At 62.6% G+C, this 22,318-nt stretch carries 19 protein-coding genes; 5 read left to right on the top strand and 14 right to left on the bottom strand.

Translation table 11 applies throughout. From position 1 onward, the window contains the following. Positions 1-184 precede the first annotated feature (184 nt). On the top strand, positions 185-1,204 hold the full coding sequence (locus ACFMO3_RS00520) for a tyrosine-type recombinase/integrase (RefSeq protein ID WP_376788473.1): 1,020 nt from the start codon (positions 185-187) through the stop codon (positions 1,202-1,204). 137 nt (positions 1,205-1,341) lie between these two features. Then, entirely contained in the window at positions 1,342-1,557 is a 216-nt protein-coding gene (locus ACFMO3_RS00515) for a hypothetical protein (RefSeq protein ID WP_376788472.1), read from the top strand. Positions 1,558-1,685: 128 nt separating this feature from the next. On the opposite strand, the gene ACFMO3_RS00510 is transcribed toward ACFMO3_RS00515, so the two are convergent. Further along, positions 1,686-3,332, bottom strand: a complete 1,647-nt coding sequence (locus ACFMO3_RS00510) for an ABC1 kinase family protein (RefSeq protein ID WP_376788471.1) — start codon at positions 3,330-3,332, stop codon at positions 1,686-1,688. Between the two features lie 136 nt (positions 3,333-3,468). Between ACFMO3_RS00510 and ACFMO3_RS00505 the strand changes: the two genes are divergently transcribed. Beyond that, positions 3,469-4,677 carry a class I SAM-dependent rRNA methyltransferase gene (locus ACFMO3_RS00505; protein WP_376788470.1) on the top strand — a complete coding sequence of 403 codons (1,209 nt, stop codon included), beginning with the start codon at positions 3,469-3,471 and terminating at the stop codon, positions 4,675-4,677. A gap of 258 nt (positions 4,678-4,935) precedes the next feature. Here the strand turns inward: ACFMO3_RS00505 and ACFMO3_RS00500 are convergent, their stop codons facing one another. The 3 genes from ACFMO3_RS00500 to ACFMO3_RS00490 are packed head-to-tail and all read right to left on the bottom strand — an operon-like array spanning position 4,936 to position 8,778. Next, positions 4,936-6,195, bottom strand: coding sequence for a cysteine desulfurase-like protein (locus ACFMO3_RS00500; RefSeq protein ID WP_376788469.1), 1,260 nt, complete (start codon positions 6,193-6,195; stop codon positions 4,936-4,938). A 58-nt stretch (positions 6,196-6,253) separates the two neighbouring features. Next, positions 6,254-7,597, bottom strand: a complete 1,344-nt coding sequence (locus ACFMO3_RS00495) for a hypothetical protein (protein WP_376788468.1) — start codon at positions 7,595-7,597, stop codon at positions 6,254-6,256. After that, complete coding sequence (locus ACFMO3_RS00490; RefSeq protein ID WP_376788467.1) at positions 7,594-8,778, bottom strand: glycosyltransferase family 87 protein; 1,185 nt, start codon at positions 8,776-8,778, stop codon at positions 7,594-7,596. The genes ACFMO3_RS00495 and ACFMO3_RS00490 overlap by 4 nt, the downstream gene beginning before the upstream one ends. Here ACFMO3_RS00490 and ACFMO3_RS00485 point away from each other — a divergent pair. Then, on the top strand, positions 8,768-9,001 hold the full coding sequence (locus tag ACFMO3_RS00485) for a hypothetical protein (protein WP_376788466.1): 234 nt from the start codon (positions 8,768-8,770) through the stop codon (positions 8,999-9,001). The two genes, ACFMO3_RS00490 and ACFMO3_RS00485, sit on opposite strands and share 11 nt — an antisense overlap. Then, positions 8,998-11,946 carry a pyruvate, phosphate dikinase gene (gene ppdK / locus ACFMO3_RS00480; protein WP_376788465.1) on the top strand — a complete coding sequence of 983 codons (2,949 nt, stop codon included), beginning with the start codon at positions 8,998-9,000 and terminating at the stop codon, positions 11,944-11,946. The genes ACFMO3_RS00485 and ppdK overlap by 4 nt, the downstream gene beginning before the upstream one ends. Before the next feature lie 80 nt (positions 11,947-12,026). Here the strand turns inward: ppdK and radC are convergent, their stop codons facing one another. The 10 genes from radC to ACFMO3_RS00430 all read right to left on the bottom strand — a co-directional run bounded on the left by radC (position 12,027) and on the right by ACFMO3_RS00430 (position 22,315). Beyond that, on the bottom strand, positions 12,027-12,737 hold the full coding sequence (gene radC / locus ACFMO3_RS00475; RefSeq protein ID WP_376788464.1) for a DNA repair protein RadC: 711 nt from the start codon (positions 12,735-12,737) through the stop codon (positions 12,027-12,029). 187 nt (positions 12,738-12,924) lie between these two features. Further along, entirely contained in the window at positions 12,925-14,010 is a 1,086-nt protein-coding gene (locus ACFMO3_RS00470) for a pyridoxal-phosphate dependent enzyme (protein WP_376788463.1), read from the bottom strand. 12 nt (positions 14,011-14,022) lie between these two features. Beyond that, a complete protein-coding gene (locus ACFMO3_RS00465; protein ID WP_376788462.1) occupies positions 14,023-14,712 on the bottom strand; it encodes a PIG-L deacetylase family protein in 690 nt (229 codons plus the stop codon). Positions 14,713-14,810: 98 nt separating this feature from the next. Then, positions 14,811-15,215: a hypothetical protein gene (locus tag ACFMO3_RS00460; RefSeq protein WP_376788729.1), complete on the bottom strand. Its 405-nt coding sequence runs from the start codon at positions 15,213-15,215 to the stop codon at positions 14,811-14,813. A 143-nt stretch (positions 15,216-15,358) separates the two neighbouring features. Further along, positions 15,359-15,838 carry a peroxiredoxin family protein gene (locus tag ACFMO3_RS00455; protein WP_376788461.1) on the bottom strand — a complete coding sequence of 160 codons (480 nt, stop codon included), beginning with the start codon at positions 15,836-15,838 and terminating at the stop codon, positions 15,359-15,361. 35 nt (positions 15,839-15,873) lie between these two features. Then, positions 15,874-17,277 (bottom strand): FAD-binding oxidoreductase, encoded by a 1,404-nt coding sequence (locus ACFMO3_RS00450; RefSeq protein WP_376788460.1) that lies wholly within the window; start codon positions 17,275-17,277, stop codon positions 15,874-15,876. Between the two features lie 127 nt (positions 17,278-17,404). Continuing rightward, positions 17,405-18,826, bottom strand: coding sequence for an undecaprenyl-phosphate glucose phosphotransferase (locus tag ACFMO3_RS00445; RefSeq protein ID WP_376788459.1), 1,422 nt, complete (start codon positions 18,824-18,826; stop codon positions 17,405-17,407). Positions 18,827-18,941: 115 nt separating this feature from the next. Continuing rightward, entirely contained in the window at positions 18,942-19,868 is a 927-nt protein-coding gene (locus ACFMO3_RS00440; RefSeq protein ID WP_376788458.1) for a glycosyltransferase family 2 protein, read from the bottom strand. 145 nt (positions 19,869-20,013) lie between these two features. Then, on the bottom strand, positions 20,014-20,919 hold the full coding sequence (locus tag ACFMO3_RS00435; RefSeq protein ID WP_376788457.1) for a sortase: 906 nt from the start codon (positions 20,917-20,919) through the stop codon (positions 20,014-20,016). 67 nt (positions 20,920-20,986) lie between these two features. Next, entirely contained in the window at positions 20,987-22,315 is a 1,329-nt protein-coding gene (locus ACFMO3_RS00430; protein ID WP_376788456.1) for an NAD(P)/FAD-dependent oxidoreductase, read from the bottom strand. Between the last annotated feature and the right edge of the window lie 3 nt (positions 22,316-22,318).

Here is a 22,318-nt window from a genome sequence, read left to right as displayed (position 1 = left end):
AGAGCCGGCGATCGCTCCAGTAGTCCTCGCGACCCCGAGGACCCGGAGACGGCATCGCGATGGAGGATCCATGGTTCCCCTACCCCCCGAGGGGAGGAGGCTCCGGGGTGGCAGGGCCAGCGGTCGCCGACGCCTCCAGGCGGCGCAAGCCGGAGGGTGCAGAACGCTTCCAGCAGGGGGATCCATGACCGAGGCCCTGAGCCTGCGCAGCGCGGTGCTGGCTTTCCTGGAGGGCCTGGCCGTCCGCTACGGCCGGCGTCCCCGCACGATCCAGACGTATCGAACCGCCCTTCAGCGTTTCCTGGAATATCTATCCGTGTTCGATATAGATCCCGATCAGCGCACAACGGCGGATCTGGACCCCGGGATCGTGCGGGATTTCATCACCTATCTGGAGGGGCGATGCCGCGAGGAAGGCCGGGCACTGCCAGCGGCCACTCGCCAGACTTATCTGGCGGCCGTGGTGGGCTGGGTGAACTTCCTCTTGGATGAAGGCTTGTGGGGGCTGCCGGCGGAAGAAGCCCGCCGGCTGGTGCGGGAGCTGCGATCGCAGCGGGGGCGACCTTCCCCTCCCCTGCCCCGGCTCCCCCGGGAAGAGGTGCTGGAGGCCCTGCTCCAGGCAGCTCGCTCCCGGCCGCCCGCGCGCTCCCGCCGGAAGGAGCTCCTTCGCCTCCGGGATCTCGCCTTGCTCCTGGTCCTGCGCAGCAGCGGGATCCGGGTGGGCGAGCTGGTGGCCCTTCGGCGGGGCGATTTCGACCCCGCTCAGGGAATCCTGTGGGTGCGCCACGGGAAAGGCGGGAGAGAGCGGCTGGCGTTCCTGGATCGTGCCGCCGTGCAGGCCCTTCAGGTTTATCTGCAGGCTCGGGATGCCGGGGCCCGGGGCAAGACGGTGGATCACCGGCCGCTGTTTGCCCGGCACGATCGGGGCGCAGGGAATGCAGTGCGCCCCCTGACCCCGGAGGGAGTCCGGCGGGCGCTGATAGTCCTGGCCCGGGAGGCCGGTCTGGAGGAAGCCATCACGCCCCATCAATTCCGCCATTACTTCGCCACACGGATCCTGGAGGCGACGGGCGATCTGGCTGCCGTTCAGGATTTGCTGGGGCATGCCTCCCCAACCACTACCCGGCGCTACGCCCGAGTCTCTCCGAAGCGGCTCCGCGCGGTCCACCGCCAGGCCTTCGAAGGATCAGAGCCGGATCCCTAATGTCCCCTCGAGGAGAGCATGCCGGTCGGCGAAGGATGACCGGAGATTTCGGCCGCCGGAAACCGCTGGCCCAATGGGTTTGCATGACTTCCGTTTCCCGGTCAAAATCAATATGAAAACCTTCCGGAGGGTGAGGCATGGCCGAGGCGCGGAAGCGATGGCCAGAGGAGGCGCGGAGCCATTTGCGGGCGGCTTCCCAGGAGATTCGGGAGGCCATGAAGGCGATGCTCCCGGAAGGCTTCTGGCGGCATCTGCACGCCGCCCGTCGGGAAACCCTGTTGGCGTTGCGCGCGGCGCTGGACGCGTGGCTGGAGGAGGACGAGCGGGCGCAGACTGGCCCCCGACCCTCTTGAATCCGGGAACCCGATACGGTGCCGGATCTGTCTGGTTGTGGAATGTGGGTCTCCCATCCCGGAGCACCCGGAAGGGGAAGATGCTTTCGCGATCACTGCGTTCTTCGCAGATCGAATCTTGATGTTGTTCACCCCCGCCGTCGCAGCGGGCGGAGCCCCCACAGCAGCCACAACCCCCCGATCCCGAACAACACTCCGGCCAGCGTGGGCTGCTGATTCGCGAACGCGAACAGCGCCAGCAGCACCCAGACGAACCCGGTGATCTGCCAGACCAGCCGCTGAAACCCCTCCGCGATCAAAATCAGTGTCTCCCGGGCCTCCGGGAATGTTACCTCCCAACGGATCCCCCCGGCCAGGGACCGCTCGAGGAAGCGCCCCAGATCCAAGGGGATCCGCAGCAGCGGGCGTATGAGCTCGAAGACCTGCTCGGACAGAGAGGGCGCCTCCTCTTCCAGCAGACGCCGGGCGAAGGGTTCCGCCTCGGCGAAGAGATTGAACTCTGGATCCAGGCGGGTGACCAGCCCGGCCAGCAATCCCAGGGTGCGCCCGAGCAGCAGAAATTCCTGGGGGATTTGGAAGGGAAAGCGCAGCAGCAGCTCGCGGAACTCCAGGAAGAGCGCCTCCGCCTCCCGCAGAGACCATTCCCGGAGCTGCCCCATGGAAAGACCCCATATGTGGTCGAGCAGGCGTTCCACCGCCTGTGTGATCGCTTCTAGATCCGTCCCCGGCAGCAGAAACCCCAGGGCATGCATGGCGCGGACGATCCGCCGCGCATCCCGGGTCCCCAGACCCATGGCCGCCTCCCGCAGCCAGCGGCGGGCCTCCGGGGAGATCCGCCCGACCATACCAAAGTCCACGAAGGTCAGTCGGAAAGGACGACCCTCATCGGTCGGCACCTCGCCCTCCAGGGGCTCCACGAAGAGATTACCGGGGTGGGGATCGGCATGGAAGAAGCCATCGTAGAAGACCTGCCGCAGATACGTCTGGTAGAGCCGCCGGGCGACGGCCACGCGGGAGATGCCCGCCCGTTCGATGGCGGCGAGATCCGTGATCTTGATCGCGGTGACATCTTCCAGGACCAGCACCCGCCGCCGGATATGGGACCAGAACGGCCGCGGAATGCGAACGCCCGGATCGTCCGCGAAGTTTCGGGCGAACTGCTCCGCATGCCGGGCCTCCGCCGTGTAATCCAGCTCCGTTGCCAGTGTGCGGGCGAACTCCTGCAACAGGCGGTCCAGATGGACCCGCCGGCGCAGGGCCGGATACAGGGAAAGGATCCGCGCAACAGCGGTCAGGGCAGCCAAGTCAGCGGCGAGCAACCGCTCGATGCCCGGCCGCTGCACCTTCACCATCACCGGCGTTCCATCCAGAAGCCATGCCCGATGGACCTGCCCCAGGGAAGCCCCGGCGGCGGCCTCAGGCTCAAAGGACCGAAAGGCGACTTCCAGGGGTTTCCCCAGCTCGGCCTCGATCACCGGACGGATGCGCTCGAAGGGCTCTGCCGGCACCTCATCCTGGAGCTGGGCCAGCTCTTCGATGACGAAATCCGGCAGCACATCCACCCGCGCGCTCAGGAATTGGCCCAGCTTGATCAGCGCCCCGCCCAGCTGCATCGCCAGATCCCGGAACGCTGTCGCCCAGCCTCGATAGCGCCGGGGCGCTGTCCCTTGAACCCATGCAGGGCGCAGCCGTCGCAAGAGAAGCTCCCATACCACGACATGGGTCAGCAGTCGCATTGCGAAACCCAGCACCCGGAGGAACCGCACATAGGCCATGGGATGCCCCTCCCGGTTCCCGTTGTCTCTGAATTGTGGCCCAGCGGAGGAGCGAGGGGCAACCTCCGAGCCGGCTCCCCGAACGAAGACGTCGAGCGCAAAATAGTGAAGAGATTCCCACCTCCGGGAGTCCCGCATGGAGCTTCCCAACGCATCCGCCCGTCTTTATCTGAAACCGGGACACGACCGGCCGGTTCGTCGTCATCACCCCTGGATCTTCTCGGGAGCCATGGGCCGCCTGGAGGGACCCGTGGAGGATGGCGGACTGGTGGAGGTCTTCACCTTCCAGGGCGAATGGCTCGCCCGGGGTTATCTCAACCGTCGCTCCCAGATCCTGGTCCGCCTGCTCACCTGGGACCCCCAAGAGCCGATCGATGTGTCCTTCTGGCGGCAGCGCCTGGAGCGGGCAGCCCAGGCTCGCCAAGCCCTGCGTCTGGAGGAGCGCACCACCGCCTATCGTCTGGTTTTCGCCGAGAGCGATGGACTGCCCGGGCTTATCGTCGACCGTTACAACGATTTCCTGGTTCTCCAGTCCCTCACCCTGGGGATCGAACGCTGGAAGCCTTTCCTCGTTCGTCTGCTTCAGGAGCAGTTCCAGCCTCGGGGAATCTATGAGCGAAGCGATGTGGAGGTGCGGGAGAAGGAAGGGTTGCCACCCCGATGCGGGCTCCTCACGGGCGATGCCCCGCCGGACCGGCTGATCATTTCCGAGCATGGGCTTCGCTTCTATGTGGATCTGCGGCGGGGGCACAAGACGGGCTTCTATCTCGATCAGCGGGAGAACCGTCAACGGGCGGCTGCCTATCTCAACGGCGCGGAGGAGGTCCTCAACGCCTTCTCGTATACGGGTGCCTTCGCGGTCTATGCCCTGGCCGCCGGAGCCCGACAGGTGGTGAACGTGGATACCTCGAGGGAAGCGTTGCAACTGGCCCTTGAAAACATCCGGCTGAACGGCTTCGATCCGGGGCGGGTGGAGAACGTGGAGGGGGATGCCTTTCAGATGCTGCGGCGCTTTGCCGCTGTCGGGCGGCGGTTCGACGCGGTGATCCTGGATCCCCCCAAGTTCGCCTATGCTCAGGCTCACCTGAACCGCGCGGCCCGTGGCTACAAGGATATCAATCTCCAGGCCCTGCGCCTGATCCGCCCCGGCGGTTTGCTGATCACCTTCTCATGCTCGGGCCTGGTCTCCCTAGAGCTCTTTCAGAAGATCGTCTTCGCCGCCGCCGAGGACGCCGGACGGGAGGTCCAGATCCTGGAGAAGCTCTCCCAGGGTCCAGACCACCCTATCCGTCTTTCGTTCCCCGAATCCGAATATCTCAAGGGCCTGATTGGCCGGGTCTGGTGAAGCGCCCGGGCTGCACCATGTGAAGCCTTCCAGTAAATGGGGACAGCCCATCCGAGGCCTTTGGACGTGCTGCGGAGCCCTCGGCCGATTCCGAGCAGAAGCATCCGCTTCCCCTTTATGGCCGGGGTGGTGGGCCTGGCCCAGTGGGGTGGGATCCCTCCTCTGAAGGCTATCAGGCAATCCGGATTGCCTGGCGGGGCGAGATCCTCCTCTCTCGTCCTCTCCGTTGAGGAGATCATGGGGTAAGCGGATGGCGGATCACCTGCGATGGGCGATGATCCGGCGGAGCGCTTCTAGGAACCGATCGATCTCCTCCAGCGTGTTGTAATGCAGTGCGCCCACGCGCACCAATCCTCCCTGCCCTTCCACGCCGAGGCGTTCAGTCACTCCCAGGGCGTAGAAATTCCCGTCCCATACGTAGATCCCCTCCTGTCCCAGCGCTTCTGCGATTTCCCGGGGATGCCGATTCCGAACCCGGAAAGAGACGGTCGGTACCCGCTCCGCCCAGCGGGCCATGGTGCGGATGCCGTAGATCGTGAGGTTGGGGATCTCCTCCAGCCCTTCCAACAGCCGCGTGCACAGCGCCCGCTCATGTTCCCGGATCTTCTCCATGGCAGCCCGGATCGCTGCCCGCCGGGAGGGGTCTGCGGGGCTTCCGAAGCGGCAGCCGATATCCGCCAGGTATTCGATTGCGGCGATTAGCCCGGCCAGCCCCTCGTGGTTTTGCGTCCCCGTCTCGAAGGCTTCGGGTGGGTGATCGGGTGCCGGGCGCACTTTATAGGGGCGGATCGCCATCAGTCGATCCTTTCGGCCGTACAGAACCCCGACGTGGGGTCCGAAGAACTTATAGGCGGAGCAGACCAGGAAATCGCAGTCCAGCTCTTGCACATCGATGAAGAGGTGCGGTGCCGCGTGGACAGCATCCACGTAGACCCAGGCGCCGGCTGCGTGAGCCATCTCCACGATGCGGCGCACGGGGTTCACCGTGCCCAGGGCGTTGGAAGCATATCCCACCGCCACCAGGCGGGGGCGCTCAGAGAGCGCCTGGGCCAGCCCTTCCATATCCAAGGTTCCATCTTCAGGGTGGAAATCTATCCAGCGGATGATGGCCCCTTGTTCCTCCAGGGCCAGCCAGGGCGCGACGTTGGCGTCGTGATCCATCCGGGTGACCACGATCGTATCCCCGGGGCGCAGCCGTCGGGCGATCGCCCGGCTGATCTGAAAGGTCAGCGTGGTCATATTCGGGCCGAAGACGATTTCCTCGGGCGAGGCACCGACCAGGTCCGCGGCAGCCTGTCGGGCCCTGGCGATCAGGGCGTCGACCCGTCGGCTGATGGGGAAGGCCCCATGGGTGTTGGCGTTCGCTTCCGCCATAGCCCGGGCCATCGCCTCGATCACACGTTGGGGCACTTGGGAGCCTCCTGGGCCATCCAGGAACACTGGGATCTTTCCCTCGATCTCCTGCCCGAGGGCAGGGAACTCCCTCCGGATCTCCCAGACCCATTTCGCAGTGGCCATCTCGGGACCTCCCATGGAGATTGCGCTTTGGGCTTCGCAAGCGGTGGGCATGCCGATCCTATGAGCCCGGAAGGCCCTTGTCCAGGAGCCCATGCCGGAGGAGCCCTCGGATCAGCGGCCCCATCCGTTCGAGGGCGCGAACCGGAAAGGTGAGCTGGCCCAGCCAGAGATCCGTCAAGGGGACCGGACCTGCGCGCGGCACATCGCCGATCCCATAGCGGGCCAGCAGGATCAGGTTCCAGGCGATAGCGGCCGCGCCGAGGGCGATTACCGGCTGCATCCCCCAGCGTGTCCGCCCAGCCTCATAGAGTGCCGCCAGCCCGAGAGCGAACCCAGCGAACAAGCCGGTCAGCAGCCGCGGTCCGAAGGCTGCAGCTCCGGACCAGGCGCTCCACGAGCCGACAATATAGATCTGAGCGGCGGTTTGCGCCAGGATGAAATAAGCCCATCGGGGGCAGGCACGTCGGAGTGGCCCGATCAGGCCCAGCAGGGCGAAGATGGCAATAGGGGTCCATAGGAAAAGGCCTCGGTTTGTGGAGAACAGCACCTTTAGCAGATGGGGGGCACGCCAGTCGAACGCTCCCGCCCCCGCGATCCCGTAGGGATTTCCCACCACCCACTGTCCGAACACGATCTTCCAGACGATCATCTGAGGCAGGAAGCCGATCCCCGCTCCCACTCCCAGGGCTGCCAGTCGGAGTGTTCCTCCCCGTGGCATTTGGCGAAGCCTCGCCAGATCTTCCAGCGCCGGCCAGATCAGCAAGGTCGCATTCTGATAGCGCACCATCGCTGCCAGCCCGCCGATCAGCCCCAACCGCAGCCGGGCCCAGGCGGTGGGTGTGTTCGCCCGGGCCCATTCCCATAAAAACAGGGCATTGACGAAGAAATCGGTCGCATGGGCCATGAAAGGATGAGCGGACATATAGAACACCAGCGGCGAGGCCAGCCATGCCGTCAGGATTCCCGCCATGGCGCAGGCTGGGGAAGCGATCCGGCGGGCCATCTGCCGGAGCCACTCCAGGCCGATCAGGGCGTAAAGGGCGGATCCCATGGCTGTTAGTATTAAGTAAGGCGCACTGTATCCATCATCCTCCCCGGGCATTCCCAGCGTGTTTCCCAGCCGGACCAGGAGATGAGCGGTCACAAAGAAGGGCGACCATAGCAGTGCTGGCCCCACTGGCCATTCGTTGATCCGATATCCGGTGGGCGATTGCTTGCGCTCCTCTCCGTATCCGAAGCGGGCGAATTCCTCGCTGACATCCAGACTGTGGCGGATCGTCGCTGCGCGCAGCCATGCGTAATAGGCGACGGTATCCATGCCGTGCAGCTGTGGGCGAAAGAGAAGCATGAGAATCCCGAACCACACGCCGATAAGGAGCGCTCGATATCTGGTCTCCTTCATGTGGATTGTTTCCCCCATAGCTCATAGGCCAGCAGAATCCATAGCCCCAGTGCGCCCAGCGTTCCCATGTCCAGCAGAGGTGTCCACCCGATGAAGGCATGCCAGGCTACTCCCCAGAGGGTGATGGCACCGGTGCTCATGGCCAGGGCGGCATGCCAGATCCGGGAGCGCTGGCCGGCCTGGCGGAACAGTGCGCCGAGGGCCAGGCTGAGCATGACGCCGTGATGATACCATGTCCCCGGGTTGGCCAGGAAGATGGCCGCCGTTGTCCATGCGGATCGGTCTGCAAAGGGCTCCCGGGGCGTTCCGGGCCGTCCCAGTCCGGCCAGGGTGAGGAGAACGATCCCGCCGGCCATGACCCCACCGATCCATCGGGCGGCGATGGGCGCATCTATCAGCGCGAATCCGTAGGGGTGGTGGGTCAACCAGCGGATGGCCATGGAGGGCAAGTTCTGGGCAGGCGGATACGCGCCGCCGCCGCTGGCCATTGGCGCTTGAAGGAATCCCAGGGCGGGCGGGCCGAAGATCATGGCGCTTGCGCCCATGGCGAGGGTGATCCCCAGCGCCAGCCCCCTCAGTGCTCGCCATCGGCCCTCCCAGAGCAGGAGGCCAGCCACTCCGATGGCCAGGGGCTTCAACATCAGGCTCATCCCCAGCAGGAACCCTCCCCTCCCCTCATGTCCCTGTTGGATCGCCTGGAGGGCGAGAACGACGAGCAGAGCGACCATGGGATTGACCTGGCCAGCGTAGAGGCTCACCAGGAACGGTGGGAAGAGCCCGACGCTCATCCGGATCAGCGCCCGCTGTTGGGGACGATGAGGCTGCCCGAAGAGGCGTGCCGTGGCTTCTGCCGTCAGCAGTGCGCATGTGGCCTGAAGGGCAACCCACAGCCCCAACCCTCGATCAGGAAATGCCAGCGTGGGGAGAACCACCAGCGCGGTGAATGGGGGGTAGCGATAGGGTATCGTGTAGCGCTCGAACCCCAGAGCGGCGGCAGCCCGCGCATAGTCGGCTTCGCCCCACTGGTAGACGTTTTCCCCACCTCGGAATCCCCAAGCTGCCATTGCGTAAGGAGGGTAATCAATGGGGGAATGGTGCCGGAGGATCCATGTCGCTGCAGCCATATAGAAGAGAGCGAGAGCAATTTGGCTGAGGAGCTCCACACGATTGATGCGCTTCATTGCTGGTGATTCTGACCCCTACAGTTCCTTCGACTATATTACAGCCCGACCCATGGACCTCGGCAAGCTGGCCCTCGTTGAAGAAATTCTGATCATCGATCTCGGCGAAGGAAGGAGTGGTCCGGTTGCGGAAACCCAGCGTGCGTTCTATCATCTCCTCCAGAGGCTTGTTTCCGGCGTTTCCTCTTTTCCCCATTCATCATCACGGGAGGAAGGGAGATGAAGAAGTGGGTTTACCTCTTTGAAGAGGGCTATCGGGAGATCCCGGCGGAGCGCCGTCGGGATCTCCTCGGCGGCAAGGGTGCGGGGCTGGCGGAGATGGCTGGAGCAGGTCTTCCCGTTCCCCCGGGATTTACGATCACGACCGAGGCTTGCAATGCCTACTTTGCGGCGGGGAAGCAGTTCCCCGAGGGCATGTGGGAACAGGTTCTGGAAGCGCTCCATCGGGTGGAGGAGAAAGTCGGTCGTCGTTTTGGCGATCCTCGCAATCCTCTCCTGGTCTCGGTCCGCTCGGGTGCCAAGTTCTCCATGCCGGGGATGATGGATACGGTCCTCAATGTGGGTCTCACGAATGAGACCGTGCAAGGTCTGATTGCCCAGACCGGCGACGAACGTTTTGCCTACGATGCTTACCGCCGGCTCATCCAGATGTTTGGGCGCATTGTGAAGGGAATCCCTGGCGAGCAATTCGAGCGCATCCTGGATCGCTACAAGGCGAAGACGAAGGGCAAGCAGGATACGGATCTCACAGCGGATATGCTTCGGGATATCGTCGAAGACTTCAAGGCCCTTTATCGCCAGGAGCTGGAGGAGGAATTCCCTCAAGATCCCCTGGAGCAGCTCCGTCAGGCGATCCGGGCCGTGTTCGACTCCTGGTTCGGCAAGCGGGCGGTGGATTACCGCAACTTCTATAAGATCCCGCATGACCTGGGCACCGCGTGCAATGTCCAGACCATGGTTTTCGGCAACATGGGCTTCGACTCAGCCACTGGTGTGGCCTTCACCCGCAACCCGGCCACCGGGGAGAAGGAGCTCTACGGGGAGTATCTCCCCAATGCTCAGGGGGAGGATGTGGTGGCCGGCATCCGCACGCCCCTCAAGATTACGAAGAAGGCCTCTCAGGAGTGGGCTCGGGAGCATGGGATTTCCGAGGAGGAGCGTCGTCTGCGGTATCCGAGCCTCGAGGAGCTGATGCCGGAAACCTACCGCCAGTTCCTGGAGGTGGCGGCCCTGCTGGAGCGCCACTACCGGGATGTCCAGGACCTGGAGTTCACCATTGAGCGCGGGCGGCTCTGGATGCTCCAGACCCGTACCGGTAAGCGTACGGCCAAGGCTGCTGTCAAGATCGCTGTGGACATGGTCCACGAGGGGCTCATCACCAAAGAGGAAGCGGTGATGCGGGTGGAGCCTGATCAGATCAACCAGCTGCTTCTTCCGCGTTTCGATGAGAAGGCGAAGGAGCAGGCCCGTGAGAAGGGCGAGCTGTTGGCGCGGGGCCTCAATGCCTCCCCGGGCGCGGCTACCGGCCATGCAGTCTTCGATGCGGATACGGCTGAGGCCTGGGGTCGGGAAGGCCGCCCGGTGATCCTAGTCCGCCCCGAGACCACGCCGGATGATGTGCACGGGATGATCGTCGCTTGCGGCATCCTCACCCAGCGTGGCGGGGCGACCTCCCATGCGGCGGTGGTGGCTCGTGGCCTGGGCAAGCCGGCGGTGGTGGGTTGTGAGACGTTGCAGATCGACCTGGAGCGTAAGCAGTTCTCCGTCAACGGCCGGGTGATCCGGGAGGGTGATTTCATCTCCATTGACGGCTCTACCGGTGAGGTCTTCGCTGGCCGGATCCCTACCATCGATCCCAATCTGGCGGAGGAACGAGAGCTGGTGGAATTGCTCTCCTGGGCCGATGAGTTCCGCCGCCTCCAGGTCTGGGCCAATGCGGATTACCCACGGGATGCCCGCAAGGCCCGGGAATTCGGCGCTGAGGGCATCGGCTTGGCCCGCACCGAGCACATGTTTTTCGAGACCGATCGCCTGCCCTATGTGCGCCAGCTGATTCTCAATGCCCCCGAGGCCCAGCGCCTGATGGATCAGTTGCGGGCGGCGCAGCAGGCCGTTCGGATCCGGCCTGATGATCCCAAGGCTCAGAAGGCCCTTCGCGAGGCGGAGCGAGCCGTTCGGACCTCGAAAGCTGTCCGGGCTTATCGCAAGGCCCTCGATCGTCTGTTGCCGGTCCAGCGGAAGGACTTCGAGGGGCTCTTCGAGGCCATGGACGGGTTGCCGGTCATCATCCGGCTGATCGACCCGCCCATGCATGAGTTTCTGCCGCGTTATGAGGAGCTTCTGGCGGAGGTGGTGGAGCTGCGAGCTCGCCTTGAGGAACGTCGCCGGATCAAGGGCTATCGCCCACGCAAAGGTGAGAAGTCTCTCAAGCAGATGGAGGAGGAGCTTGCCGAGAAGGAGGCGCTCCTGCGGGTGGTCAACGCTTTGCGGGAGATGAATCCCATGCTGGGTCTGCGGGGCATCCGCTTGGGTATCCTCTATCCGGATATCATCCGCCTCCAGGTCCGGGCGATCTTCGAAGCCGCCTGCAATGTCAAGCGACAGGGCATTACCCCGAAGCCGGAGATCATGATTCCCCTCAGTGCCGATGTGAAGGAGCTTCAGATTGTCCGAGAGATCGTGGATGAGGTGGCTCGGGATGTGATGGCTCGGGAGGGGGTGGAGATCGAATATAAGTTTGGGACCATGATTGAGGTCCCGCGGGCGGCCTTGCTGGCGGGCGAGATCGCTCAGGTCGCTGAGTTCTTTTCCTTCGGCACCAATGATCTGACCCAGACCGTGTGGGCCATCAGCCGCGATGATGCGGAGGGGAAGTTCCTGCTGCGCTATCTGGAGGAGAAGATCCTCCCGGAGAATCCCTTCCAGGTCCTGGATCGCAAAGGGGTGGGCCGGCTGATGCGGATGGCCGTGGAGGAAGGCCGTCGCACCCGGCCGGATCTGGAGGTGGGCATCTGCGGGGAGCACGGTGGGGATCCTTCTTCGATTGAGTTCTGTCATGAGATCGGGCTGAACTATGTCAGTGCTTCTCCGTACCGTGTTCCAGTGGCGCGTCTGGCGGCGGCCCAAGCGGCTCTAAAAGAGCGGGCGGCGCGGATCGAAACCCGCTAAGGGTCTTTCCCTTCTCTCTTGAGTTGGGCAAAGATGGGAGGCAGGGTGCTTTGGGCGCCCTGCCTCTCTTTTTCCGAGTGCTATGGTGCGGGGAAGGCGACTCCGTGTTCTCTTAGGCTAGTGTATTGACCGCGGCCGATGATCAAATGATCTAACACTCGGATCCCCAGTAGCTGGCCGGCGGCCACCAGATCTCGGGTAAGCGCAATGTCTTCTGGGGATGGAGTGGGATCTCCGGAAGGGTGATTGTGGGTGATGATGAGGGAAACGGCGTTGCGTCGGATGGCTTCTCGGAAGATCTCTGCGGGTCGTACCAGGGTGGTGTTGACGTTCCCCACATAGATGGTAGGGATGGCGAGGATTTTTCCCCGTGTGTCTAGTAGGAGGACTCGGAGGGTTTCCTGCTCTAGGTCTGCCATGTCGGCTACCAGAAGGTAGGCGTCGTGCGCGGAGCGCACCTGAGGGCGTTCCCCGGGCGTGGCGGTCGCGACCCGGCGTCCCAGTTCCAGGGCGGCCTGGATCTGGGCGGCCTTGGCCAGGCCAATGCCTGGGATCTGGGCCAGCTCGGGGATGGGTGTTCGGGCCAGACCGGCTAGCCCTCCGCAGATCTGAAGCACTCGATGGGCCAATTGCAGGGCATTCTCTCCGCGCCGGCCGGTTCGAAGCAGGATTGCCAGCAGCTCTGCGGTTGAAAGCGCTCCAGCCCCGTGCCGGGTCAGCCGTTCCCGTGGCCGCTCGCTCTCCGGGAGGTCTTTCATCGTGATCCAGGAATGAGTGGAATGGGGCTCCATCCGGTTGATCCCTGGTTTAGGAGATGGGGTGGTTTCTTTCCATGTAGTCATGATAGCAGGAAGAGGTTTGTGGAAATGGGGGGTAAATTCCCGTAGTCCATGGTTCTTGGCTCAAGAGATTCCTGGGCTGGGCCAGCCGGGAGGCGCTGCTCTCCCATACTGTTGCTGTAAGGTCCTGTCTGAAGATTTAACTGGGGCTCTTTAGCCCGCTCCCGGTAAGCATCAGCACGATCGTGTGATCGGTTTCCCGAAGGACTTGCGGCCAGATCGTCATGGCCAGGGCACCTGTAGGCTCTACAAACAATCCATGCCGGGCAAGAGATTCCTGGGCGATTCGGATTTCCGATTCGGAGACAGCCAGGATGGCGCCTCCGGTGATCCGGGCGACTTGCAAGATTTCCGGGCCACGGGGGGGTGTGGCGATGCGCACGCCTTCAGCGATAGTTTCCCTTTCTTCGACGGGAGCGGGTGTCTCCAGACCTGTGGCGAAGGCCTGGGCCAGGGGTGCGCAGGCAGTGACCTGGACGCCGTAGAGCCGGGGGAGTTGATCGATGTAGCCGGCGGCTTGGAGCGCTTCAAAACCCAGGAAAAGGCCTAGAAAGAGCATTCCGTGTCCCAGGGGGGTGATCACAGCGTCCGGGGCTCGGCCCAGTTGCTCCCAGATTTCCCATGCGGCGGCGGCCAAACCCAGCATGGTGAAGGGATTGTAGACATGGCTGGCATAAATCCCACCTTGCTCTAAGGCCTGCATGAGCGTGGTGGTGGCTTGAGCGCGAGGTCCGGGGACTTCGACCAGATGGGCGCCTGTTATGCGTATTTGGGCTTTCTTGACGGGAGCGGCATGGGCAGGCACGAAGAGGGTGGCCTGAAGGCCCGCGCGGGCGGCGTAGGCAGCCAGCGAGGCGCCTGCATTCCCGGAGGAGTCATCCATTACATGGCGGGCTCCTAACTCCCGCAGGGCACTCAAACCGGTGGCGGTGCCTCGATCTTTATAGGATCCCGTGGGCATTATGTAATCCAGTTTGGCCCACAGTCGTGGCTCAATTGAGGACAGTGGGATGAGGGGGGTCCATCCCTCTCCCATGGTGACGGGATCCCGCTGGAAGGGCCACAGTTCCGCGTAGCGCCAGATCCCGGGCTGGCGAGGGCGGATGGCCCGATGATCGAAGGGGAGCGGGCGGGGGGGCTCCCACGGCCCGCCGCAGGGGCAGCGCCATTGGTCGAGGGAATAGGGAGTGGTCTGGCCACAACGGGCGCACCGGACGGTCCACATGGGTGAGGCTCCCTATCCTTCCAGGATGATGCGTCGGAAGCTTTCAGCAAGGATTTCCCGGCCGTCGATCGAGTGTCGGAGTCGTTCTCGCAGTCGCTGTTCCAGGACCATGGGGTCGCGGATCTGACTGGCATGGCACCGGAGGGCAGCCATCTTCAGTGCGAAGACATCCGTGATGTCCACCCAGTGGTTGGCGTATTCGGTGGTGGAGAGATAGACCTCCCGAACCCGATGAGGTTCCAGGCCCTCCTGGAGCAGTTCTGGGAAATACATCGGGTTTCCCGCGGCTGGGAAGATTGCGTCCAGGGTGGCCAGTCCGATGGCCCGATGGTCATTGTGGTTGATATAGCGATTGCCTCGGATGAGGGTTTGCGGATCCATGGTGACCACGATGTCAGGGCGGTGTTGGCGGATGATGCGCACGATATCCCGCCGCAGGTTGAGATGGGGTTCCAGGGTGCCGTCGGTATAGTTCAGGAAGATAACCTCGCGTACTCCCAGCACGGTGGCAGCCTGGCGTTGTTCATGTTCACGGATAGCGGCAAGCCGTTCAGGGGTCATGGTGGGATCATCGCTCCCTTTTTCACCCCGTGTGGCAAGGCAGTAGATGACCTCGTGTCCTTCCCGTACCCATCGGGCGATGGTACCTCCTGCGGCGAATTCGGGATCATCCGGGTGAGCCATCACAACCAGGATGCGCATGGGTGTTCCTCCTGATCCCTGGGTTTGTGGGAAGGTGTAATGGTGAGGATATCCCCTACCCTGTCCTACATAGTGGCTTTCTGCGGGAAAGTGGATGGTTATTCTCGGATCCGAAGCACTCCTTCTGTTCGCACGGTGTAGTCGTGTGGGGATAGGAAGATTTCCAAGAAGATTCGTTCGATTTCCTCAGCGATGGTAAGAAGGTTTTCCTCGGTGAAAGTTTTGCTCGGGTTGTTTTCCCGAAGGTGTGGAGGGATTTGCCATCCCATGGCGCGCAGGCGGTTTAACATGGCGGCCGAGAGTGGGCGGGCCTTGCGGCGAGGTCCCCAATCTCCACTGCAGACTTCGCCTTTCAAACCTTCTGGTGTTCGTTCAAACTGGACGTATGCCAGAGGGCGCCCTGGGATTTCAAAGACGACAACGCTTCCGGGGGGTGCACTCCGTAGTTCCTGAAGATATTGAGCGAATAGATTCAGACGTTGTTCTCGGGTAGATGCTTTCATTGCTGGCATTGCTGGGATCTATCCCTCCTTGGGCTGTTGGGCTTGTTTCCGTAATCTATATTGTAGCTCTGGTCCCCTTTGTGATTTGCTGGGTTGCAGAGGTTTCTGGTGGAGTCTCACCGAGGCTCCAGGTGGGCAGAGACTCAGCCGGGTTGAAAGAGAGGATCTTGATCATGGGTGATAGGATGAGGGGGAACATTGAGTTTCCGAGCGATCTGGTGGGAAATCGCTTCCAGATCGTCCCGGGCGAAGCCTATTGTGATGTGGAGGATCTGACCCTGAGGATCGATTACGAAAGTGGTAGGCACGTGAGTCAAGTGGTAGGCAGTGGAGCTGGCGAAGTGGTGATCTGCCAGGATGGGAAAGGATAAATCGAGCTCTCGGACGAGGTTTTGGAGGATGGGAAGGGGATCCTGGCCGATTCCCAGCAATCGCCATTCGGATGAGGGATAGGCGCGGTGCAGGTTCTCCAGGCGGGGCAGGATCAGGCGGCAGGTTGGGCATGATTCTTTGAAGAAGACTAGAACAGCTAGAGAGCCTTCTGGCTGTTCCAGGTAAGGCTGTCCATCCAGGGTGAGGCCGATCAGGAGAGGGGCGCGATCGCCTTTTCGTAGTGTGGTCATGATTCCTCCTTTTGCTCTCTTCTTGGTGAGTGGTGTCAGGAGTAGTTCCTTGGCAAAGGAAGTTTCTTTCCCGGGTTCATAATGTTCTTCGGATCAAAGAGGAGCTTGATGGCCCAAAATTTCTCGATCGTGATGGGTGGGAAGGCTTGTGAGACGAAATCCAGCTTCAGCAATCCGATGCCGTGCTCTCCGGAGAGGATGCCTCCCAGTTCCAGCGTAGCTTGGAAGATCCGGGCGGCGGCTTGGGCGACGCGTTTCATTTCGTCGGCATTTCGACGATCACAGAGCAGTGTAGGGTGGAGATTCCCGTCCCCAATGTGTCCGTAGAGAACGATCGGGATTCCGGTTTCTCGAGCGATTTGCTGGATGTAACGGACCATCTGGGGGATGCGGGAGCGGGGAACCGTGATATCTTCACTGAATTTATGGGTCGCCAGTCGTGCAATAGCAGGGGAGACTTGACGGCGGGGCTCCCAGAGATAGGCAGCAGATTCCGCGTCGTTGGCTATGCGAACCACCCGGCCGCCAAAGGCCTGAACCCCCTGGATCATCCGGGTCAGATCCCTCCGCACGGCTTCCTCCTCCCCATCCGCTGCCAGCAACAGGAGCGCTTCCGCTTCCACCGGCAACCCATAAGGGTGAAAGTCTTCCACCGCCCGCATCACCCCCTGGTCCATCAGCTCCGCCATCAATGGCAACACCCCGGAACTTAAAATCGCAACGACCGCTTCGCACGCGGATTCCAGATGATCAAAGGCCACCGCCAATGCGCCCAGCGCCGACGGCCGCGGCAATAAACGAACCATCACCTCAGTGATCACCCCCAGGGTCCCTTCCGATCCAATAAACAGATGCTTGAGATCGTAACCCGATACGTCCTTCATCACCCGACCCCCGAGCCGCAATACCTCTCCACCCGGCAGGACCACTTCCATCCCCAGCACATAATCCCGGGTCACCCCATATTTCAAGCAGCGCGGCCCGCCCGCATTGGTCGCCACGTTGCCCCCTATGGTGGACATATACAATGACGCCGGGTCTGGGGGATAGAACCACCCCTGAGCCTCCACCGCTTTCTGAAGCTCATAGGTGATCACCCCGGGCTGAACCACCGCTACACCATCCACCGGATCGATCTCCAGGATCCGATTCATCCGGGCTAGATTTAAACAGATCCCCCCCGCGATCGGCACCGATCCCCCAGCCAACCCAGTCCCTCCACCCCGCGGAACCACTGGTACCTCCAGCTCATTGGCTATGCGAAGCACCCAGACCACATCCGCGGTGGATTCGGCATGAACGACCACGTCCGGCACCCCCTCCGCCCACGTGGCATCATACCCATAAACCAGTCGCTCCACCGAATGGATCGAAATCTGATCGGGGCGCAAACGCTCCCGCAAACGCGCTACAACCTCGTCCACGGATCGATCTTTCATCTCCCCTCCACTGTCCAGGCGAAACCGTTACCCACGCCATTTCAGAGCCCAGATGCGGAAATCCCTCCAGAGAAACCCCGAAATGTGCGGGCCTGGCTTTCCTCCGCCCGAGCGCATGGCCCCTACCTCAATAAGCATTCGGGCTACGAAAGGTCAGGGTCTGGACCAGGGTGCGTAGAAGGATCTTGATGTCCAACCACAGGGACCAGTTCTCCACATACCACAGGTCATACTTGGTTCGTTCTGTGATGGAAGTGTCCCCCCGCAAGCCATTGATCTGAGCCCATCCGGTGATGCCCGCTTTCTCCCGATGGCGCTCCATATACCGAGGGATTACCCGCCGGAACTGTTCAACATAAACAGGACGCTCCGGACGAGGCCCCACCAGGCTCATATCGCCCAAGAGAACATTGATCAACTGCGGCAGCTCATCCAAGTTGAGCCGCCGCAGGATCGCCCCCACCCGGGTGCGCCGCGGATCGCCCGGCCGTGTCCATCCCGGCCCCTCCTTCTCCGCATCCGCTCGCATGGATCGGAACTTCAACATCAGGAAGGGCCGCCCGTCCAGTCCCATGCGCTCCTGAACATAGAAAACCGGTCCCGGGGAATCCAGCTTGATCAGGATGGCGATCAGCAACATCAACGGCGAGAGCAGGATCAGCCCGATGCTGGCCCCCACGATATCCATAGCCCGCTTGAGCACCAACTTCCAGCCCCGTTGGGCCACATCCCGCACCGTCAATAACGGCAACCCGCCCAAATCATCCAGGGAAGGCTGTGTAGCGATCAGCTGAAAGACGTCTGGGTAGATTTTGATGGAAAGATTGCTCCGCTCGCAGAGGGAGATAAGGTGCAGCACCTCGCCATGGGGGGCTTCCGGAACAGCAATGAGCACTTCATCCACATCCCGCGCATAGACCAGATCCGAGAGATCCTCAGCGGTTCCGATGACGGGGATCCCGGCCACCTGGGTCACGCCGTTGCTGTGCAGGGCCACCACGCCGATCACCTCGTAGCCAAACCAAGGTGCTCCCTGGATGCGGCGGATTACCGCCTCGGCCGCTTCCCCCGTCCCCACAATCAGCATACGGCTGCGATCCCAGCCCCGGGCCCGCAACGTTCCCCACAGGGCGCGCAGGAGCATCCGCCCGGTGCCGATCAACAGGATGCCCATGACCCAGGCGTAGAGAACCATCGCTCGCGGATAGTCGAAAGCAAGCAGCGTCTCCTTAAAAGCCATTGAGACGGTTGCTACCGTGAAAATCATCGCCAGGGAGAACGCCCCAGCAACCCGCGAGATCTCATCCAGACGCGAGGTCGCCCGTCCCAGATGGTATAGACGGTGGAGGAAAAACATCACCGCCGTCCATCCCAGCAAGACCCCCATCATTGGGAGATATTTCTCAAATCCCCCGATGTTCTGGGATGAATAAGGCCATGGCCATTGGGCCCGAATCCGGTAAGCCGCATAGAAAGCCAGGGCGGCCCACCCCATATCGTTGAAAAGCAAGAGCGTGTTTAACAGCCAGCGAGCACGCCTCCGATTCATTCCTCAACCTCCCGATCGCTTTCTCCCTCGCTCGCCTTGGTGCCGGGTTCAACGGGAGCATCAGGGCCAAAGCCCCTTCCTACCGGGTTATTGATCGAGGACTGCAGGACTCACTTTAGCGGCGATCCGTAACCGGATGATCCGCGTTCTTCAAATCCCGCCGCATTTCCTGCCACAACCGCCAGCCACCTTTCAACACTAGCCCGGCTCGCACCAGGAAATCCAGCCAACCCGGCGTCGCCGATCGATAATGCTTTCGATAAAAGATCCACATGGCTCGATTGAACTCGTATCGGGCCCGCGGGCTCATCCGGCTGGACGCCCGCTTGACGTGGAGGACGACGACCTCAGGATAATAGTAGATTTTCCACCCGGCCTGTTTCATGCGATACGCCCAATCCAGATCTTCCCCATACATGAAAAACGACTCATCTAGCAACCCCACCTGCATGATGGCCTCGCGGCGCACCATCATGAAGGCACCCACTACGGAATCCACTTCATATGTCTGATCCGGATCGAGGAAGGTCAGGTTGTATCGGGCGAAACGCGGGCTTTTCGGGAACATCCGGCTTAAACCGGAGAACCGATAGAAAGCCACCTCAGGGGTGGGAAAGCTCCGGCGACAGGCCAGGTCCATGGAGCCATCCGGCCGAACGATCTTGGGGCCCGCCGCTCCCGCCTCCGGATGGGCATCCAGGAAGCCCACCATCCGGGCCAGGGCGTCGGGTGGCACCTCAGTATCCGGGTTGAGCAGCAGGGCATAACGCGGTCTGGGCTCTGCGTTCGGAACCCCAAAGCCGAAGGAACGCAGGCCCAGATTATTGGCATAGGCGTAGCCGCCATTCACCGGGCTTCGGATCACCCGAACTTCCGGGAATTCCTGCTCCACCATATCCGGGCTGCCGTCGATCGAAGCGTTGTCCACCACACAGATCTCAAAAGTAACGCCCTGACTGGCCCGCACGGTCTGAAGGCAGCGCCGGAGCAATTCCCGCGTGTTGTAGTTGACGATCACCACTCCGACATCCAGATCAGGCATCGTTGGAAACCTCACTGGATCGCTTGCGGGCAAGCGCCTGGGGCTTCCCACAGGAGTTACGCCTCACAAAACCCATCCCGGAGGGATACCCTTCGAATCAGGTCGGGCACCTCATCATGATTCCGAAGCACGGCATCCCTCCGCTTTACCGCAGCTCACCCACCACCACCAGCCGGTGGGTGTCCACCAGGTAAGGATAACAGGTGATCAGGGTGACCACAGGGTCGCGGGTTGGGGCCATCACCTCGACCTGAGTGGGAAGAACGATTTGCCTCTGGACCACCACATAGCGATAAGCATGGCTTCCAGCGTAAACCCAGATCTCATCCCCTGGTCGGAGCTTCTCCAGATCGCGGAAGATTTCCCCATAGATGTCATTGTGGGCCGCCAGCACCATATTCCCTCGCTCGCCCGGATTGGCGGTCCCCGGATGATGGCCCACCCCCTTCTTCAGCGCCTCCCAGTCCGTCCCCGGGACAATGGGGGCATCCACACCGATGGATGGGATCACAATGCGGGTGGGGCTGCGAGGGCCGGGGGTGATGGGCACCGGCGTAGGGAGCGCCGCCACCAGCGCCCGCAGGTGTTCCGGGACCTCCTCAGGGTTCGGGGCAGGCCCTCCCGGCGCGGTCGGCGGGCGGTGCCCGCCTGGCAGGACCACCGCCTGAATCAGGGGCGTCGGCGAGGGGGTGATCCGGGCCGCCACTGCCTCCAACTGCATCCCCCGCATGGTCTGCCAGGAAAACAGGAGCAACGCCATCGCGCCCACCACCGCTGCGATCTCGATCGCCAGCAACAGGCGATCCCGCCATGCGGACCATGAGGGACGGGGAAGGCGAATTCGAAATCGGGGGCTGTGCTCCTCCCATTCCACTTCGGAATGATAGACCGGATCGGGAGGAAGCGACGGAGACTCCGAGGCTGCCAGCGGGGGAGGAGCGGAAGACTCCACCGGCAGACGGCCTTCCTGGATCCAGCGCTTCAAGCGGATCTCCCGCCGCCTGAGCGCCAGCGCTCGCTCGAGATCCTCAATCCGCGGCTCTTTCCCCATATCGCCTCACTGGCCCGCAGCGGTCTTCTTCTCAACCCCCGGGACGGTGGGGGAGAGACGCGCCACCTCATGCCGGGGAGTTCCCCCGGTCCAGAATCCGATCTTCCAGGCGCATATAACCCCGGATAAGATGGCCAAGGGCGAACCGGATGGGCTCCGGAGGCCATGGGATCACCCGCCGGTTCACAAAGAAGAGATCCGTGAGAGCCGTCCGACGCTCCAGGATCAGATCCCGCACGATCTGACCATTCATCGTGGTCAGGGCGACCCCATGGCCGATGCATCCCAGAGTGTAAACGGCACGACGATCCCCCAGGAAACCGATCGCCGGGGCCATGTCGACGGTCACCGAGACCGGCCCACCCCATCGGTGTTCGATCCGCACCCCGCGTAGGGATGGGAAAACGCGGGGGATGTAGGCTTCCAGCTCCCGGAAAACCCGCTCGTTCTCATCCAGGTCCATCTGTTTACCGAAAGGAACACCTACATCGCCCCCGCCCATTAACAATCGGTTGTCGGGCGTCAGGCGATAATAGTGCACCAGGTTGCGGGCGTCCTCGATCCCTTGTCGATTCCGCCAGCCGATAGGCTCGAGCCGGTCCGCGGAGAGAGGCTCCGTTAACACGATATACGTGAACGCGGGGACCTGCTTGCGCCGGAGAGGTGGGAGCAGATGGGAATACGCATTCGTGGCGAATACGAGCTTCTCTGCCCACACGGCTCCCTGTGGGGTGCGCAGATGGAAACCGTTCGGACGACGTTCGATCGAGATCACTGGAGTTCCTTCGTAGATGCGTACCCCCAGATCCTCCGCCGCCCGCTTCAAGCCGCGAACGTATTTCGCGGGATTCAGGAGAGCACAGCGGGGCTCCCACCATGCGCCCCGATACAGCGGGGAGTTCACCTGCTCTCGAACCGCCGCCGCGTCCAGCCACTCGATCCCGGTCAAGCCGAGGCGATGAGCGAGCTCGACCTCTTCCTGGATCCGCCGGACGTAAGCAGGGGAAGTCGCCACCCGCAGGAACCCGGGGCGCTCATAGTCGCAGTCGATGCGGTAGCGAGCGATCAACTCCCCCACATAATCCACCGCCTGCTCCATATAGTGATGGGCCTCCGCCGCCGCCTGGCGCCCGAAGCGCAGCGCGGTCAGGGAAAGGGTGAGGCCGAAGAGCGTCATCGCGAAGCCCGCGTTTCGCCCGCTGGCCCCATAGCCCACGAACGCCTGCTCCAGCACCACCACTTTCAACCCCGGCTCCGCCTCTTTCAGATGGAGGGCGGAGGAGAGCCCAGCGAAGCCCCCGCCCAGGATCGCCACATCTGCCCGTTCCTCGCCCGCCAGAGGCGAGTTCGGCGTGTAGGGTCCAGCTGTGAGGAGCCAGAAGCTCTCCGATCCCATGAG

The organism is Thermoflexus sp. (assembly GCF_042408815.1).
GTDB lineage: Bacteria > Chloroflexota > Anaerolineae > Thermoflexales > Thermoflexaceae > Thermoflexus.
Note: the sequence above shows the minus strand (reverse complement) of the source record. Positions and strands in the feature narration are given on the sequence as shown.

Excerpts from the sequence above, each read along its gene's own strand:
- ACFMO3_RS00455 (WP_376788461.1), bottom strand. The coding sequence starts at position 15,838 with ATGACCACACTACGAAAAGGCGATCGCGCCCCTCTCCTGATCGGCCTC.
- ppdK (WP_376788465.1), top strand. The coding sequence starts at position 8,998 with ATGAAGAAGTGGGTTTACCTCTTTGAAGAGGGCTATCGGGAGATCCCG.
- ACFMO3_RS00430 (WP_376788456.1), bottom strand. The coding sequence starts at position 22,315 with ATGGGATCGGAGAGCTTCTGGCTCCTCACAGCTGGACCCTACACGCCG.
- ACFMO3_RS00460 (WP_376788729.1), bottom strand. The coding sequence starts at position 15,215 with ATGAAAGCATCTACCCGAGAACAACGTCTGAATCTATTCGCTCAATAT.
- ACFMO3_RS00520 (WP_376788473.1), top strand. The coding sequence starts at position 185 with ATGACCGAGGCCCTGAGCCTGCGCAGCGCGGTGCTGGCTTTCCTGGAG.
- ACFMO3_RS00450 (WP_376788460.1), bottom strand. The coding sequence starts at position 17,277 with ATGAAAGATCGATCCGTGGACGAGGTTGTAGCGCGTTTGCGGGAGCGT.
- ACFMO3_RS00470 (WP_376788463.1), bottom strand. The coding sequence starts at position 14,010 with ATGTGGACCGTCCGGTGCGCCCGTTGTGGCCAGACCACTCCCTATTCC.
- ACFMO3_RS00435 (WP_376788457.1), bottom strand. The coding sequence starts at position 20,919 with ATGGGGAAAGAGCCGCGGATTGAGGATCTCGAGCGAGCGCTGGCGCTC.
- ACFMO3_RS00440 (WP_376788458.1), bottom strand. The coding sequence starts at position 19,868 with ATGCCTGATCTGGATGTCGGAGTGGTGATCGTCAACTACAACACGCGG.
- ACFMO3_RS00445 (WP_376788459.1), bottom strand. The coding sequence starts at position 18,826 with ATGAATCGGAGGCGTGCTCGCTGGCTGTTAAACACGCTCTTGCTTTTC.
- ACFMO3_RS00515 (WP_376788472.1), top strand. The coding sequence starts at position 1,342 with ATGGCCGAGGCGCGGAAGCGATGGCCAGAGGAGGCGCGGAGCCATTTG.
- ACFMO3_RS00510 (WP_376788471.1), bottom strand. The coding sequence starts at position 3,332 with ATGGCCTATGTGCGGTTCCTCCGGGTGCTGGGTTTCGCAATGCGACTG.
- radC (WP_376788464.1), bottom strand. The coding sequence starts at position 12,737 with ATGGAGCCCCATTCCACTCATTCCTGGATCACGATGAAAGACCTCCCG.
- ACFMO3_RS00490 (WP_376788467.1), bottom strand. The coding sequence starts at position 8,778 with ATGAAGCGCATCAATCGTGTGGAGCTCCTCAGCCAAATTGCTCTCGCT.
- ACFMO3_RS00500 (WP_376788469.1), bottom strand. The coding sequence starts at position 6,195 with ATGGCCACTGCGAAATGGGTCTGGGAGATCCGGAGGGAGTTCCCTGCC.
- ACFMO3_RS00495 (WP_376788468.1), bottom strand. The coding sequence starts at position 7,597 with ATGAAGGAGACCAGATATCGAGCGCTCCTTATCGGCGTGTGGTTCGGG.
- ACFMO3_RS00465 (WP_376788462.1), bottom strand. The coding sequence starts at position 14,712 with ATGCGCATCCTGGTTGTGATGGCTCACCCGGATGATCCCGAATTCGCC.
- ACFMO3_RS00505 (WP_376788470.1), top strand. The coding sequence starts at position 3,469 with ATGGAGCTTCCCAACGCATCCGCCCGTCTTTATCTGAAACCGGGACAC.
- ACFMO3_RS00485 (WP_376788466.1), top strand. The coding sequence starts at position 8,768 with ATGCGCTTCATTGCTGGTGATTCTGACCCCTACAGTTCCTTCGACTAT.